A 15,869-nucleotide genomic window follows, 5' to 3' on the forward strand; every position below is an offset into this window, starting at 1 on the left:
GCCCCCCTATTGTGGTATTTTTAACCTTTGTCCAGGGAAAATCCAATGCCCCGGCTGCTTAATATTGCGTTTGCTCCGTTTAATCATCGCTAATTTATTGGCATTCCAAATACGCCGCCATTTTGTACTGTCGCCATAAAACCTGCCTGAAATGGCCCATAGCGTATCCCCTTTTTTGACGGTGTACATTTTTGGCGGTGTTTTTGAAGGCCTTTTCTTTTTCGTTTGTTTTGCTTTTTTCTTTCGTTTAATTTTCCTAGGCGATGCGGTTTTGTATTCCTTTAACTCGATCGTAAATTCACGATCGCCAATATCGTAGGATCCTTCTTTATGGGTGAAGCTTTCAATGCTGCACGTCATATTGATTTTTGTCCCCGTTACAATCAACCGCACAGACTTCTTCGAACGCATCATTCGTTCTATTTTCGCTATCGCATTCTCCGGTGATGGAATGCTTTTATATTCAGCAATTGGCGAATATTTCTTAGGAAATAATGAAGTGAATGATACTTGTTTAGCCGATGGGACATCAATAAAGGTCAGTTCTCCAAAAGAGGCAACCTTTACCGTTTCATTTTGTACGTTATTTGTGATTTCAAGTTCAGATGGAAGGACAGGGAATCGCAACTTGTCCTTTCCTTGGGAAATCCACAATTGATACACTGATTTACCCATCGATCACGACCCCCTTCGTTCCTGTATGAAGCTCTACTTCCAGTTCATCTACGAGCATTTGTCTAATTTTTTCGACAAGCGATTGCTGATCTTGTCCATTATGAAAATGCTGATCCCCATTCAATTGAATGGTGATTTGCTTATTACTTGACGATGCCGTACGACTAGAAGACTGAGCTGAGGTGACTTGCTGCATCTGTGATTCTGGTAAAGGAGCAGACGCATTTGCTGGATCATATACTTGCATCCCAAGTGCCTTGGCTGCCTGCGTTAATAAATACCTTCCGCGAATGCCTCTTTCTTCAGGAATGATCCATTCGCGTTTGTTTCCTTCACCGACTCTAGCAACCTGCTCCTGAGTAATCAGTCCACCATTTGCGTAGCCTTTATAAGGTCCGCCTCTTCTCATACTTCGTAATCCCGGTGTATTGAAGACTGTTCCATATCTGCCCTTAATGTAGTTAATGGCTGCTACGGCATTATGAATTGGGTTCCAAATGTTATTCATGCCCTTGCCTTTATTGGAGTTAAACGTCGGTCCAATGGTTTGCATTAAGCCTTTAGAAGGTGTTCCCTTCTTGGCGTTAGAATCCCATAAGTTGATTGCTCTCGGATTTCCATTCGATTCATGCTGCGCAATGGTCATCAGACCTGGAAGCCAGTTCATCGATGTGCCAGTTGCCATGAGAGCTGCCATGAGCCATTGCTGAACACTAAGACCCGAAGCCCCCATACCGCTGAAAGCTCCAATTAATGAACCAGCCTGATTTTCAGCAAACTTTTTCACATCCACTGAGTCGAGCCCTTTGACGACACCGATCGATGCAAATTTCCCAAGACTCATCATGACGCGTGAAGGGGAATGAATGTCTAATTCCTCTCTAAACGCCTGCTCTACTTTCTTCGCCATTTCTTTGGCGGCTTGTGTGACTTCACTTGCTTTTGAACGCATGCCACTGTTAAAGGCATCCATCATTCCTGAGCCCCAGCCTGGTGATTCTTGTTTTGCTTGTAGAAATGGTTGTTTGATGTGCTGATCTACGTATTGGCTAGTACCAACTGATGTGGCATTTTGACCTGTGGCAAAACCACTAACCGTTCCAGAACCCCAAGTTGGCGATGCTGTCATCATTTGTTGGTATGGTGCTTTTACACGACTTTGCAAAAAGCTGTCTGTTCCTGTTGGTGTCACCTGCTGACCATTCGCAAAAGCAGCAACTGTTTGCTGACCATACTTATTTGAGTCTGAGGTCAATTGACCAAAAGGCTGCTGAATATTCTTTTGTTTCCATTGATCAAGTGTAATCATTTTTTGATTTAATCCTTGTTCAAAATCCTTATTAAATTGCTCGCCTATGCTGGAGGCTTGAATGTTCCCAGTCATCGCGACCGATCCGTCTATTGAACCGACAGAAGATGATGAAGCTACTGCTGTAGGAGCTGGAGAGCTTGATACTTGATTTCCAGCTGCTCCGCTTGGCATAACAGACATTCCAAGTTGAGAAGCAGCCTGAGCAAGCAGCATCTTCCCGCGCCCTCGGTTATTTTGAGTTGGAATGACAAATTCGTTACCAGCTTCACCGACCCATGATAAGGTTGGCTGGGTGATATAGCCGCCTGTGGCATTGTTATCAGCACCTCCAAAGACATGTTTCAATACAAAATCAACCCCACCGCCAGCCTTATTAAACAAATCTTTAACCCAGCCAAACGCTTTAGAAAACCCATCACCAATAGCTTCTGCTACTTTTACAATCGGCTTTTGAATGTTGTCCTCAAACCATTTGGATAATCCATCCCATATATCTGTCACCACTTTATATGCTTCTTCAAACTTTTTACCGAAACTGTCTTTAATGGTTCCTACCGTATCTACAAGTGGATTCCACACATTTTCCATAAACCATGTCGATACAGCTCCAAAGATTGATTGTATCTTTTTCCATGCATTTGATAATGCTGTCCAAATCCCTGTAGCGACTGTAACAACTGTACTGCTCAGTGGTGTCCAAACGTTTTCAATAAACCAACCCGCTACCGCACTGAACGTTTCTTGTATCCATGTCCAGGCATTGACTAAACTTGACCAGATAGTCGTTGCTACCGTAACGACTGTGTCGCTGAGCGGTGTCCAAACGTTTTCGATAAACCAACCTGCTACTGCACTAAACGTTTCTTGTATCCATGTCCAAGCATTGACTAGATTTGTCCAAATGGTCGTTGCTACTGTAACGACTGTGTCGCTGAGCGGTGTCCAGACATTTTCAATAAACCAGCCTGCTACTGCACTGAACGTTTCTTGTATCCATGTCCAGGCATTGACTAAACTTGACCAAATGGCTGACGCTACTGTGACAACCGTACTGCTTAATGGTGTCCAGACATTTTCTGTGAACCAAGCCGCGACTGTTGACCAAACTTCGACAATTTGATTTTTGATTTCAATGGCTTTTTGGCCAATCTTTTCAAATCCGCCGCCATCAAACCATTTCCCAATTGTTTCACCGATAGATTCTCCGCCCATACTTCCAGCGATGCCACCTACTAGACCGCCGATGGCTGTACCTATCCCCGGGACTACGCTTCCAATAGCTGCACCTGCTGCAGCACCTGCCATTCCGCCGGCGATGCCGCCTCCAGTCGTACCAATCTTTTCACCAGCATTCTCTTTGTTCATACCGATTAGATTTGTTGCACTAAGTACACTTCCTAGAATAGGTACTTTCTTTAATAACTTGCCGCTCCCTTTACCTATACTTTTCATCGCTTTCCCTAATCCACTTAACCCCTTGCTACCTTTCACTAAACCCGTAAGTCCACCAGCTGAAGCTGCGATACCCGCACCTTTCTTTAGTCCATTAGGGATTTTTCCAAATAATTTACCTGCATTTGTTTTCAGCTTCCCTAATCTACTTGGGGGTCTTCTATTCATTTCGGCCCTTGATGTAGCATTTGGATTTCTTGTCTGTCTTGGTGAGCGACCATTTCGATTTTTAGTTTTAGTAGATCCTCCCCTGCTTAAACCTCTTGCACAACAGGGGCAACAACTATTGCGAAACAAGCCTTTTCCACCTCGTGACTGTGGTTTCGTTTTGGGAGCTGGATTTGATGGTGTAGATGTTGGTGCTGTTGTTGGCGCTGTTGTTGGTGTCTGAGTGGTACTTTCACTTGATTGATCACTTGCACCTAAGAGTCGATCTAATCCAGCCTTCACTAATTGATCTAGTTTTTTTTCAGGATTAAATTTAATCTTCTCTTTAATTCTTCCGATCACGTCTTGCTTGTACTCTTCTATTTTATTTTCAACCCAAGGAAGTGCCTTTTCATCCCAAAATTTTCTAGGACTCAATTTTTCCTTCACTTTATCTGCAACGTCACCTGCATATTTTTGAATTTCACTTAATCCCTTATTGGCAAGGCTCTGGAGCCAGCTCTGTTTAGGATCTTCCGCTTTCACTGACGGACTAACAGCCTCAGGTTCTTTTTTTATGTTTTGTTCTTTCACAACCGACTCTGCTTGATCTCGTTTTTTCAACTTACTCTTTGCATTGTCTTGAACAGACACTCTGATTTCGTGTTTAGACATCGTCAAGCTTTTGAGTGTCTTTTTGATTCGTTGAATTGCAGCGGTGGCTTGGTCAACCATGTTTAATCTCATATAGTACGTTCTGTTCATGAGCTGAAAGATAGATTTTTTGATTGATGACATTTTATCTGACAATTGATCGTTTAGTTTAAACGTCAGCATAATGGGGCTTGTTCCCGCTTGCTTTAAACGATTTATGCTGGATTTAATGACATTTAGCCCCTTCGCTTGAATGGATATGACCAAGTGATTCGGGAGCATATTTAACTGATTGTTTAATGCTTTAAGATCACGAAAGATTCCTTGATCCAGTCTCATGGAAATCACTGAAATTTTTCGAAGCGATAAACTGAAGTTTTTTAATTTCTTGTCATCTATATCCAGGTTTATTTTCACCGGTTTTCTAAATGGTTTGAGCTGCTTCTCAAATGTTTGAAATCGCTTTTGTATTCGCAGCAGCTTCTTCGATACTTTGTCTTCTAATTCAAATCGTGCAGTGAGTTTCGCCAATTATTTCCCTCCTTTCTTTGCTTCTTTTTCTAGCATGTCGAGCTTGTAGCTGATGAGTCCGAATAGGAGTGCTTTGAACGGTCTTGGTGATTCGTATAAATCTAGGAGTTCAGATGGGGAGTAGTGAAGCTCATGCATGGCGTAATATAAAAACACGGCTTCTTTATCCCCATCTTTTATTAGTTTTTTGCTGCTTCTTCTAAATCTTCAATTTCGTCTTCGAATCCGTTGATTTCAATGGCCTTGTTTAACCAGTTTGCGTATTCACCGCCGACAGATAATACACGTTTTGCGACTTCAACTGGATCTTGTGTGCTGTAGGCTTCTCTTAATTCCTTTGAGCGGAAATCTGGGTAAATCGTTGATTCAATAGCAATACGTGCGTAGAAGCGTTGGCTGTCTAAGTCTTTCACACGGCCTCTTCCTTTGACATTTTTGAACGTGGTGTTTTCTTTTTCCAGTTCATCAATGCGTTCAGTTGTAATGGCTTTAAAGACAAAAGGAATGACATTCCCTTTTTTATCAACAAAACGCTTAGAAATTGGCACTTTGACCTCTTCTGCTTCTACTGTTTGTCCTGGCATAAAAAATGAAAGATCAAATGTTTGTTTTTCGCTCATGTTTAAAAACTCCCTTTGTTATGTTTTTTTGAATGCAAAAAAGCACATCCATTTTTGAATGTGCTTTCCAATCTTTTCATGTATAATTTAAATTGTACAATTGAACGGCTAGCTCAAGGGTGTCTGGCTCATCCCCCGATAGGAAGGGGGTGATGCTCATGTCAACATTTCAAGCACTAATGTTAATGCTTGCTTTCGGGTCATTTATTATAACCCTGTTGACGTATATAGACAAAAAATAGACTCCCCCTTGAGCTTTGGTAGGTAAAAGGGAAGTCTATCCTAAAGTATCCTATTCGATTAGCCAGCCCCTTGAGGGCCGAATTGTACATTGCCGGGATGTTGACGCATCCTGGCTTCTTTTTATTTTATGCAAAGTACTTTGCATGTAAACATATTTCTAAGAAAATCTTTGGGGTTACACAGTCACTCTTTTGTAGCTACTCTGTAACTATGAAAAATTATACCATATTGCTGAATAAAATAAAAACAACATATATTTTCGTCATTTGTATGCCTTTTGTTCATTAAAAGGAATTCTTCAGCTTTTCAGGAAGATCAAAGTCCTCGAACGTAAACGGTACTTCTTCTTCTAGTGCTTCTGAATCGACATCAAGTCCAGCAATTTTAGCTGAATCGAAGTTGACATCAAATAATGTTACACGCTCAGTACCTCGGCCTGATGATTTATCGTCAATCACCGCTTGAAGAGTGAAATAAGGATCTTCCCCTTTTTTCACATAGTTGAGCATTAATTGAACGAAACGAGACGTAACTTTATAGAATGTTGCCGTTCCTGTTCCGTTTGCCCCAGTTGTTTTATGACCAGTCATTCGGCGGCCCATCACGTTGACTTCTGATTTGTTTTTTTCCACGTTTGCTTCAAACGTTTTGATAAAGGCAAGTTCCTCACCTTCTAAGAAAAGACGACCCTCTTTACCTGAAATTGTATTTTGCGCTTTAAAAGCCATCTTACTTCACCTCCACATTGAAATAGAATTTTTCTGCTGCATCTACTGGTTGAACAGCTAGATCGATGATAAATCCATCACGATCTTCATTGAGACCGATGACGATATCTGTTTCTGAGTTAAAGCCTGTAATGCCGCTGCCATCTTGAAGCTGTGTGAGATACTGTGTAATCAGTGTTTTCACAAGCTGCACTCCATCATCGGATGCTGGAATGTCATTGCCATTGGCTTTGCGTAATTTAATCAGATTTTTTAATTCGAACGTTAAATCATTGTTGATGGCATCAAGCACACGAATGATTTTGTTTTTCGCCATTTGCTGATTCTTTTCAGCTGTGAAGCTTGTTAAAGAGTTAATATCTTTTTCAACACTCACCGTGCGGTCTCTCGCATCAAAGGTGAAGAGGAACTCCCCTTGTGATAACCGGTATTCTACTTGATCATTATCAAGGCGTTCTAATGTATCTACCGCTCCTTCGTATTCCACAAAGGTGAGTGACTGATTGAAGTTTGCACCTGCACTAGCCCCTGCGACCCAAGCTGTTGTTTGAGCAGGTGTTAGTTCTGTTCCATCTTCCAGCACAACACCACTTGTCACATTAATGATGCCTTCTTGGTCAGCTGCATAGTTAGCGACAACGCCTTGCACCTTACGTCCTTGCTTATCACGTAGACGCTCGATAAATGAAGCGAAGGTTGCTTTTAATTGCTCACTATTATCGACTGGGAGCGCAATGACATCAAAGTATTCTGTTTCTGCTGCTTCTAGGAAAGCTGTATAATCTGCGACACTTGCCACACCGTTTTTTCCGCCGCTTAGTGCCACACCAGCTGTGATAACTGCTTCACCTTCACCAGAAAATTGAACATATTTGTTTTTCACAAGATCTTTGACATCCGTCACAATCTGCTTATCCACAATATCTGTTCCAAGATAAGTAATGACGTCACGTTTGGTGCTGTCGAGTACATTTTCTGCCACTTGAATGGTGATCTCATTTCCTTTTAGACCGCCATAATTGGCTGTAACCACAAAGTTTTCTGAGATTTCAGCTTTGGCTGGCTCCCCTTCGTTTAGACGGTAAAGCAAGACTGTTTGCGCTTTTTTCTTTGCTTCACGGAAAAGAAGAAGCGACTTGTCATCAATATTAAGTCCAACCTTTTTATTTAAGTCTTCCATATTGGAAATGGAAATAAAGGTTTTTGGTTCTCCCCAGCTCATCACAAGAGGAAGTGCCACCGTACCTCGATCGCCTAAAGTAATTCGCTGCTCTGCTGTTGTTTTAAAATTAAAGTAAATGCCAGGACGCTTTTTCTCTGTACCTGGTGTAAATGTGCCTCCGTTCATCCTTTAAACCTCCTTGGACAAAAAAGCATCAATGTGCTTTTTCGCTTCTGTTTTTGTAATTGGTTGATGTTTGATATAAAAAAGAGCACCTTCAAGGATTTCTGGTTTAACCCCAAAAAGATCCTTACTGTGCTCCTTTAAGGCTTCAAATGAAAAGCCAAATTCTTTTTCTTCGCCAGCTGTTTGAGCGGGCTCTGCTTTTTTAGTCTTGCTCACGTTTGATCACCCCATCTGAAAAATTGATATCTTCAAGGCTTGCTTGTTTGTCTCGGTTGTACCAATAACTGCTATCCCACGTCAGGACAATCGCTGCTACGCCTTGATCTAACATTCTGGTTTCCACTCTTTTTATGCGGACATAATCATCAAGCACCTCTCCATCTTCACTCATCATCTGAATCATTTGACGATCAGCAAGCAATGCATCAACAATCGTTTCTGCCGCGTCATGCGCTTTTTCTGAATCCATATGAAACACTTTCACTTGCAGCGAATAAGATTTCATAAACGTAGATACCGTATCTGGACCGCTGATGACTGTTACGGGCGGCACATAAACGGATGGTACTTGAAAACGCTCTGGTAAAAGACGATCATACATTGTCACAGGAAAGTGTGTGTAAATATAATGCATGATTGCCCCGACTTCTTGATTCATTTCATCACCTCCCAAAATGTCGATCGAACCAGCTTTGAAGCTTTCGATCCAGCGACCGTTCAAACATTTGCTCATAGAGCATGACAGCATGATCCCAGTAGCCATTTCCATCTATCCATTGAGAGGCAAGCATCATTCCTGTCTTTGCATTCGGATCATATTCAAAGCGGCTGCCAGCCCACCTGCCAGGCACCCATCTTCGCTCCCCACTTGAAGAAGTAGCATGTCCGTCATTGACATAGGAGGCATATTCAAGCTGCGTTCCCACTTCAAGTGTGAGACCACCTTTTGACATGAGAAAATGATTCTCCTTGTCTCCTTGCGTAAAAGAGCTTAGAAGCCGGCCTGTATCGACAGTATTCTCCTTGATTAGCTCATCTTGAATGATGTCCAAAAGCTCTAGGCCCATATCCTCTAGCCAATCTTGATATTCTGCTTTTAAGCCGCCAGCACACGCTGTTTCCAGCTGTGAAAGTAGCCGGTCAAGTCCATCAATTTTCATAGATTTTCCTTCCTGACTGCCATCACTTCAATGTGATGATTTTTCATTATTTTGGGCTGCTGCAACTTAAGTGAGACGCCGTTCCACACCATTTTGTCATGTAGGCGAATATCACTTGCTAAAGGAAAATGGACAAGATAGGATTGATAAATCACTGTATTCGGCTCTTCTTGCACAAGTGACTGATTTTTTTCTATGACATAACAAGCCAGGTCCGTCAGGCTAGGCGCATCAGGATAGGAAAGAGTCATTTGTAAGTCATCAGCTGGAATCCCAAATTTTCCTCGGGAAGCCTCCTGATGTTCAAGGTGAAAAAGATCACAGCGGTCTGTTAAGAGAGATTGATAACTCATAATGATCTCACCTTTAATTTGGTACTGCCGCCCGATAATGATGGTTCAATGTAATCGACAAGCAGGGCATATACATAAGGTTTGCCTTTCACTTGATCAGCTGCCTTCGCATATGAATAATCACCCATTTTCTCTGACGTAAAGCCTTTCATCATAGACTCATCATCATTCAGCATGGCAAAATATTGAGCCATTTTTAATAATGCGATTCTTGCTTTTTCAGGGAGGGGCTGATATTTTTCGCTTGAGAAATCATGACCTACGATCTGAAATACCGCAGCTTCTGCTTCGATAATATCTGCTGTCAGTCTTTCTACAGATCGATTTTTCACACGCTCAAATACAGAATAGGCTTGCAGTTCTTCAGGAGAAATAATCATGACCTGCCGTCACCTACTCTTTCACTTTCATCACTTTTGCTACAGCATCCTCTTCCTCAAATTTGCTGTCTAGCTTCGCTGTCAGAACTATAATAAATTTCCGGCTACGAATATCTTTTTCTACTTCAATTCGAATATGACGAGAAAAACCTACGATAATATTTTTAGGGTGTGTCAGCAAAATATCTGATACGTCTGTTCCCGCTTCGTCATATGGCTGCATATTGGCAAGACCTTTGACCGGCACACCGAATGCAGAAGAAAGTCCGCCTTGAATCACCGCATCTCCGAGAGTTGTCTGACGGTTTGCTACTTGATCCTTCCATTCCACCTCTAAACTTGGGGATGTGTAGAAACGGAAATCCTGAGGTACACGTAAATATTTTGACGGCATCGCTTTATAGGCTTGTTTAAACATTTGGCGGCTAATTTCCGCTCCATTTGCATCAACAATATGAGATACTGCTTGTTTTCTCACGCCATCCATTTGGGCTAAAAACGGATCTGATGAAGTCGTATCCCCATTGACGATGAGCTCTTCAATATCAACGGCCGCTCGTTCAGCAAGCATTTGCATAATGGTCTGCTGAATTCCGTCTTTTTCAATATTGTTTTCAATGCTGTCGTAGGTCATATGAATTTCTGCAATGACCTCTTTTGCATTTAGCTGGACAGTGCTTGTCGCTGGGACAACACGGTCTTTCGCATCAAGCGCTTTGCCTTCCTCTGCCGGGCGCAAAATACGCTGGCCAAAGCCGATTTTTTCGATTTTTTGTGAATCACTTTCCATCGGAATGATGCGTGCATCATTTAAAACGGTTGGTGTGTTTTGCATCATTCTAATGAATGTGTTGGATTGGGTTGCGTTCATGAGACCGCCGGTTTTTAAGCTGGCAAGTGTCATTTCAGCCTTACGAATCAACTCTTGATTTCTCACACTGTTTCCTCCTTATTTCGGCTTATAGTAAGCCATCCCATATGGGTTTTGTCGTGTCGTTTTGTGTATCATGGATTGTTTGTTTTGATATGCCCCTTGCCTTTTCAAGCATGTGAATCCGCTCTGAAATAGGCAAAAGCTGCTGCTGAAGCACTTCCTGCATTGCTGCTTTTTCTCTGCTAGCTGATTTCTCTAAGGAAGAGAGCTGATGACGAATCGGTGCAACGACTTGTTCGAGCACTTTTTGGACAGGTTCTTCCCCTGTTTGTTCTGTTTCCTGCTGTTCAGCCTGCTGCAAGACGTTTTCGATGGCCTTTTTTGCTTTTTCGAGCTCTCGTACTTGATCCGTCGTCAAAGCGGCCTCTTCTTTTTGTACGTCTGCTGGCCTTTCACCAATCGTTTGAAGTACATCCTCTGTCTTCAGGATGTCCTGCATGATTGGAATGAGCTGTTCTAAGGCAGCTCTTACTTCCGCCTCATCACCATCACTTGACTGTAAGGTTTCCAGCAGATGGTCTAAAACGTTCCAAAATGGTTGTGACATGTTTGCACCTTCCTCTTTTAAAAAGAAATTTTTCAGCAAAGAAAAAAGCCCTCTCTCATTTGTATCTTGAGATAGAAGCTGATCTTGTTCTTCTATGGCGACGATGTCCGCCGTTCCAGCCATTGAATAGCCTGTAATGTGGCCTTTCTGAATTTGATCCCAAATCTCTTGGGAAGCCTTTGTCACAAGCACCCAAGATCCTTTGCGAATCAGCTCCCCTCCCACTTCAACATCAGCCGGAGCAATATATGATTCAACCACTTCGCCAACACCATCCTGAAAATCATGCTGCTTGTCAATATGACGGGCATCCTTCATAAAGCCGTGTGCCGCTCTTTCAATTTCCTTGGCTGTCATAAAGTCTTGATGTGCATCAGGCGTATTCGGCTCATACACGACTCCGTACACGAGGCGATGAGCATCTTCTGCCTTTGTCAGGACACTGACCTCCTTTTGAAAGTCAGGCCGCTTTTTCTTTGCTTTCATCAGAAAGAATTTCTTCTTGTTCGCTGCTTTGTCCACGTAGGAAACATGCGTAATTTTAGCGTTTTTTAGTTCTCTTGGCATATGTTCACCCCCTTTCAAAAAAGCGCACTCGCTTCTGTTTATTTCGTCAGCTGGTCCGGCTCTGGTTGAGGCTTTTCTTCAGCTGATTTCATGCGGCTTTCTAAAGGGCGGTGATACAGTTCCTCAGGCCATTCCTCTAGCGTTTTTCCGAGAATTCTTCCTGCTAGATCGCGCAAATCGTTTGGTGACACTGCTCCCGCCTGAATAAATGGTGTCAGTACCTTGGCAATCTCTAATGGGTCTCTAAAATCAGGACCATTTAATAGAAAACGGACATGCCAAATTTCAAGATCCGGCAGGAAAAGAGTATTGAGTTTTCCTGTGATGAGATGACGTTCCGGCTGAAATACTTGCTCTTCTGTTGTTTTACGCGCTGTATCTGCTGTCGCTTTGTTATAGTCTTGAGACTCACCTGTGTAAATTGGCGGAAGGCGAAACGCAGAGCGGATTTTGTTTCTTGTTTTTTCATCGTATTCTAAAAAAAGCGCATCTTCTTGCAGGATCTCAGCTAGAGATTTGAAGTTTACTTTGACATTTGAGACATCTTCTTCTCCCGTTAACCCTTTTTCTGTCGGCAGACCTTCAACTTCAAGCAATAGAAATTTATGTGCATGATCAGATCCTTCAATATCGTCCATATAATCTTGAAGCTGCTGATAAGAGGATTCTGACAGCATGCCATTTTCGACAATGATGGCACCTGGTACATGCCGCCCTTGTTTAAAATAAAGATAGTTCAGCTCCTCTGCCTTGCGTGCTCCGTACATATTGACGATGTTGCCAATCCAGCGGGGAATCCCATACGTTCCACTGCCAATTTTAAAATGAATCACTTCTGTTGCGCGAAGCGGCTCTGGTGTAGTGTCATCGTACTTGCCTGTTTCACAGTGCAAAATGCGCGGATCACCATACTCCTTGAAGAAGACTTTCTTTTCGTTGATTACCTGTACATATTTACGGAATCGTTTCTTTCGATTCATTGTCTTCATTTCGCCATTTTCGGTGTACCTGAATTCGACGTCGACTGGCTCACTAAGCTTGCAAATGCGGATATGAAGCGCATCTAAATACTCGATTCCGGCCGGCTTTCCTTGTCCATCTCTCAGCACCTCTAAAAAACCATTGCCCGTTTTCTCTCGGTCTTCGAGGACATAGCCAAGAATCACATCAGCGGACTCATCATAGTTCATGTACTTCGTAAACTCTTCAAGTCTTGTCCATTCCTTTTCTGCGGCTTTCTTTTTTGCCGGTTTTACACCTTCTGCATTAAAGTCAAAGGCGTATTCCACCCCAAATCCAAAGCCTAAAATATTCGTTTTGTACGCATCAATACATTGCTGAAGAATGGTTGAATATTCTGCCATGCTTTTTAATTCATTGATGTTGTAAGGAGGGGGAACAATGTCATCTTTTTCATAGGAAAATTCATCTGCATACATTTGTTTTGTATGATCAGACATGTTTGCCTTCATAATCGTTGCTTTCAATTGTTTCATTGTATGGACCTCCTCTCTCTGTTTGGACGGACACGCTCTGAGGCGGTCTGTTTCAAATCCGTCACTTCATAATCATCCAGCGCATACCAGATCGCTGATAATGTGTGCGGATCGATTTGAAATGTATCTTCCTCTAAACGTCCATCCTTATCTGCCTTATAGGTCAGTGATTGAAGTTCATAGATTGTGTACGGACAAGCATCAGAGCAAATGATTTTTTTAAACCGTTTGATCTTTTTCGTATACTGCAAACGAGAGCCTTGGAACTTATGTGCTGCCACCATTTGAAATCCACGCTGCCGAAAATAGTGAATGGTTTTAGGCTCGGCTGCATCGGCTTTGATGAGTTCCTTTGATTCAATGAACTCTTTTAGGTCAACAGCTGTTTCATCATCTGTTTTCCCGCGGTCGTAATATTCCCAGTAAATATATAAGTACTTTTTTTCATGGTCGACGGCTAATCGAATGAGCGCATTGTATGATTCAACAAATCCAAAATCCATGCCTGCTCGTTTTAGCGGCCGGTCAATCTGCTGAATGGCTTCTAATACATCAGAATGACTTCTCACCTCAAATTGAGGAAAAACCTTTGTGCCGTTGATGCCGAAATAGCCCTTCCTCGCAATTCGATAGAGGTCTGGGTCGTATTCTTTCAGCTCATCCAGCTGTTTCACATAGCTTTTAGGGAGAAATAGGTTATCTTCCGCTGTGGAGTGATGATAGTACGTATCCTTGATCACAACGGTGCGTTTTTTGTATAAGGTTTCGTCATCTAGGACAAATCGCTTCAGCTGTTCATCTCGAAAGAAATGTCTGTACGTCCAATTATCTTGACCAACAGGATTGGTCGATAACATCATATAAAGCGGTAAGGACGGATGCCTCAATCTTCCAAGCAGCTCTTTAAAGCCTTCATAAGAAACCTCTGAACACTCCTCAATCCAAATCATCGAGATGTTGTTAATCGATTTCAATTTCTCAGGCTTGTCCAGCCCTTTGAATAAGATGCTGCTGCCATTTCGAAACGTCAAGGCAAGCGGCGAACTGCGGCACTTCACCACATGATCGATGCCAAGATCGCTGACGATCTCTTGTAAGAGAGAAAAGGTTGATTCGCGGTGCGTATCATATACTTCTCGAATGACAAGTGCTGTCCGTTTTTCTTCCAGCAGCTTTAAAATGAGTTTTAACGCAATGTGATAGCTTTTCGAGGAGCCGTAGCCGCCTACTAAAAATTGAAACTTTTGATTCCAATCGAATAGAAAATGTTCAAAGTGAGGATTGACTTCTTTTTCAATCAATGACGTCATGAGTTATCCTCTTTTCGCTTGATCATGATGTGAAGATCTTCCTCTTTTTCTTCGCGCACTGCTTTTTTTGTTTTTTCGATGGTCAGTTCAATTTGCTTTAGCCTTAATCTTCGTTCATCCTTCGCATGTGCAAGCTCTTCAAACTGTTTAATGAGACGCCTGAGCTCTCCCATTGCACGGGATTGGGCATTTAAAAAGGTGGCATGCCGATCCCATGAAAATTGAAACGAATATTCTTCTGTGCTGATTTCTTGTTCTGGCTGAATGCCTTCTACTGTTTCTTCTAATGAAGAAGGCATGTATGCCGCCTTTTTCAGCTCTTTGATCATGTCATCTTGATCTGACACATACATGATGCGCTGCGCCCGAATAATGGCAGCATATTGAATTTGAATTTGATCCCAGATTAAATCAAGCGATGTACGCCCGCTCATTTTCTCCATGATTTCAATTGTTTCATCTGAAAGAAACTGATTGAAGATCGAGTGTGCCTGCTTTGACGAACCTTTTTGCCTTTGCCATCCGTATCGTCTTTTCCATGATTTCACGGTATGGATCGAGACATTGTAATGATCAGCAATTTGCTGGTACGTCATCCCTTTCATATAATCTTGCTTGGCTTCTATCCGTTTATCTTTCATTTACATTCACCTGCCGCCTCCTTTTAATTCGAACGATTTTCTGTGAAGGAATCATTTGTGTAGGGCTAGCAAACATCCGTTTGGTCTTTCTAACTATAGGTGGCAACTGTAAGACAAGTGTTGCTCCATTTATTTTGTAAAAGAAAAAACGCCTATTCAGCTGCTTCGAATAGGCGTTCTTGTACTTTTTTGGACATCTTTGTCCGAGCTCTCTCCATATGTTTTTGGACAGTTCCTTTTTTCACATCCAGCATAATCGCAATCTCGCTAAACGATAATCCTTGTGTTGTGTGCATGAAGAATACGTCCTTTTCTCGATCCGTTAAAACGGACAAGGCTTCGTCAATTCGTTTCTTGTCCCGCTCACTGACTTCTTTTTCATTTTCTTGGATGAGTGTATATTCATGTGATAAAGCCTCTAACACTTCTGGATTTGCTAGAATGGTGCGCTGATAGACTGAACGTCTGTCTAATCCTCTGCGTGCGCCTGGCTGTCTGCCAATTTGAAGCCATTCCACGACGTATTCGAGATCGCTGACCATACTAGCGATAATTTTTTTATCATGCTTCTCTTGATCTGACAGCTGTTTGTCTTCTTTTTCTCTATATGGTTCATATCTTTTTCTAGCATCCTTTAATGCTCGTTTGTATTCGATAAGTAAATCTTGCATATTGGCTCTCTCCCTTTTTTAAGAAAATAAAAAACGGACACCAATCAGTCCCCTTTTCATAGGGTCTTGATCAGTGTCCGCAGGCTTTCCGTCTTGGACG

Annotated in this window: 18 protein-coding genes; 1 reads left to right on the plus strand and 17 read right to left on the minus strand. The window is 42.2% G+C overall.

Features of this window, described 5'->3' with window-relative positions; all coding sequences use genetic code 11:
* Nucleotides 1-6: 6 nt before the first annotated feature.
* The 4 genes from MKY18_RS14195 to MKY18_RS14210 are packed head-to-tail and all read right to left on the minus strand — an operon-like array spanning nucleotide 7 to nucleotide 5,391.
* The gene (locus tag MKY18_RS14195) at nucleotides 7-675 is read right to left on the minus strand and encodes a LysM peptidoglycan-binding domain-containing protein (protein WP_003213616.1); all 669 of its coding nucleotides are present in this window, start codon (nucleotides 673-675) and stop codon (nucleotides 7-9) included.
* Nucleotides 668-4,771: a transglycosylase SLT domain-containing protein gene (locus tag MKY18_RS14200; RefSeq protein ID WP_342497550.1), complete on the minus strand. Its 4,104-nt coding sequence runs from the start codon at nucleotides 4,769-4,771 to the stop codon at nucleotides 668-670. The genes MKY18_RS14195 and MKY18_RS14200 overlap by 8 nt, the downstream gene beginning before the upstream one ends.
* Nucleotides 4,772-4,909 (minus strand): hypothetical protein, encoded by a 138-nt coding sequence (locus MKY18_RS14205; RefSeq protein ID WP_088002055.1) that lies wholly within the window; start codon nucleotides 4,907-4,909, stop codon nucleotides 4,772-4,774.
* 41 nt (nucleotides 4,910-4,950) lie between these two features.
* Nucleotides 4,951-5,391 carry a phage portal protein gene (locus tag MKY18_RS14210; RefSeq protein ID WP_012011040.1) on the minus strand — a complete coding sequence of 147 codons (441 nt, stop codon included), beginning with the start codon at nucleotides 5,389-5,391 and terminating at the stop codon, nucleotides 4,951-4,953.
* Between the two features lie 152 nt (nucleotides 5,392-5,543).
* On the opposite strand from MKY18_RS14210, the gene MKY18_RS14215 reads away from it, so the two are divergent.
* Complete coding sequence (locus MKY18_RS14215) at nucleotides 5,544-5,633, plus strand: putative holin-like toxin (RefSeq protein WP_080772987.1); 90 nt, start codon at nucleotides 5,544-5,546, stop codon at nucleotides 5,631-5,633.
* A gap of 285 nt (nucleotides 5,634-5,918) precedes the next feature.
* Here MKY18_RS14215 and MKY18_RS14220 read toward each other — a convergent pair whose 3' ends face one another.
* The 13 genes from MKY18_RS14220 to MKY18_RS14280 form a co-directional block, all read right to left on the minus strand.
* Nucleotides 5,919-6,362, minus strand: coding sequence for a phage tail tube protein (locus tag MKY18_RS14220; RefSeq protein ID WP_003213309.1), 444 nt, complete (start codon nucleotides 6,360-6,362; stop codon nucleotides 5,919-5,921).
* 1 nt (nucleotide 6,363) lies between these two features.
* Nucleotides 6,364-7,710 carry a phage tail sheath family protein gene (locus MKY18_RS14225; RefSeq protein WP_065099039.1) on the minus strand — a complete coding sequence of 449 codons (1,347 nt, stop codon included), beginning with the start codon at nucleotides 7,708-7,710 and terminating at the stop codon, nucleotides 6,364-6,366.
* Between the two features lie 3 nt (nucleotides 7,711-7,713).
* On the minus strand, nucleotides 7,714-7,926 hold the full coding sequence (locus MKY18_RS14230; RefSeq protein WP_003212736.1) for a hypothetical protein: 213 nt from the start codon (nucleotides 7,924-7,926) through the stop codon (nucleotides 7,714-7,716).
* Nucleotides 7,913-8,368, minus strand: coding sequence for a phage portal protein (locus tag MKY18_RS14235; protein WP_065099040.1), 456 nt, complete (start codon nucleotides 8,366-8,368; stop codon nucleotides 7,913-7,915). Before MKY18_RS14235 ends, MKY18_RS14230 begins: the two co-directional genes overlap by 14 nt.
* Nucleotides 8,369-8,372: 4 nt before the next feature.
* A complete protein-coding gene (locus tag MKY18_RS14240; protein ID WP_065099041.1) occupies nucleotides 8,373-8,870 on the minus strand; it encodes an HK97 gp10 family phage protein in 498 nt (165 codons plus the stop codon).
* Nucleotides 8,867-9,223: a YqbH/XkdH family protein gene (locus tag MKY18_RS14245; RefSeq protein WP_044140769.1), complete on the minus strand. Its 357-nt coding sequence runs from the start codon at nucleotides 9,221-9,223 to the stop codon at nucleotides 8,867-8,869. Before MKY18_RS14245 ends, MKY18_RS14240 begins: the two co-directional genes overlap by 4 nt.
* Nucleotides 9,220-9,603 carry a DUF3199 family protein gene (locus MKY18_RS14250; protein WP_065099042.1) on the minus strand — a complete coding sequence of 128 codons (384 nt, stop codon included), beginning with the start codon at nucleotides 9,601-9,603 and terminating at the stop codon, nucleotides 9,220-9,222. Before MKY18_RS14250 ends, MKY18_RS14245 begins: the two co-directional genes overlap by 4 nt.
* A 13-nt stretch (nucleotides 9,604-9,616) precedes the next feature.
* Complete coding sequence (locus tag MKY18_RS14255) at nucleotides 9,617-10,540, minus strand: phage major capsid protein (RefSeq protein ID WP_065099043.1); 924 nt, start codon at nucleotides 10,538-10,540, stop codon at nucleotides 9,617-9,619.
* Between the two features lie 22 nt (nucleotides 10,541-10,562).
* Nucleotides 10,563-11,651, minus strand: a complete 1,089-nt coding sequence (locus MKY18_RS14260) for an XkdF-like putative serine protease domain-containing protein (RefSeq protein ID WP_065099044.1) — start codon at nucleotides 11,649-11,651, stop codon at nucleotides 10,563-10,565.
* A gap of 38 nt (nucleotides 11,652-11,689) precedes the next feature.
* Entirely contained in the window at nucleotides 11,690-13,147 is a 1,458-nt protein-coding gene (locus MKY18_RS14265) for a phage portal protein (RefSeq protein ID WP_065099045.1), read from the minus strand.
* Complete coding sequence (locus MKY18_RS14270) at nucleotides 13,144-14,445, minus strand: PBSX family phage terminase large subunit (protein WP_268507048.1); 1,302 nt, start codon at nucleotides 14,443-14,445, stop codon at nucleotides 13,144-13,146. Before MKY18_RS14270 ends, MKY18_RS14265 begins: the two co-directional genes overlap by 4 nt.
* A gap of 8 nt (nucleotides 14,446-14,453) precedes the next feature.
* Nucleotides 14,454-15,098 carry a phage terminase small subunit gene (terS, locus tag MKY18_RS14275; protein WP_044140775.1) on the minus strand — a complete coding sequence of 215 codons (645 nt, stop codon included), beginning with the start codon at nucleotides 15,096-15,098 and terminating at the stop codon, nucleotides 14,454-14,456.
* 152 nt (nucleotides 15,099-15,250) lie between these two features.
* A complete protein-coding gene (locus tag MKY18_RS14280; RefSeq protein ID WP_044140776.1) occupies nucleotides 15,251-15,769 on the minus strand; it encodes a sigma-70 family RNA polymerase sigma factor in 519 nt (172 codons plus the stop codon).
* Between the last annotated feature and the right edge of the window lie 100 nt (nucleotides 15,770-15,869).

This window comes from Bacillus sp. FSL R7-0672, from assembly GCF_038601465.1.
In the GTDB taxonomy this organism is placed as follows: domain Bacteria; phylum Bacillota; class Bacilli; order Bacillales; family Bacillaceae; genus Bacillus; species Bacillus pumilus.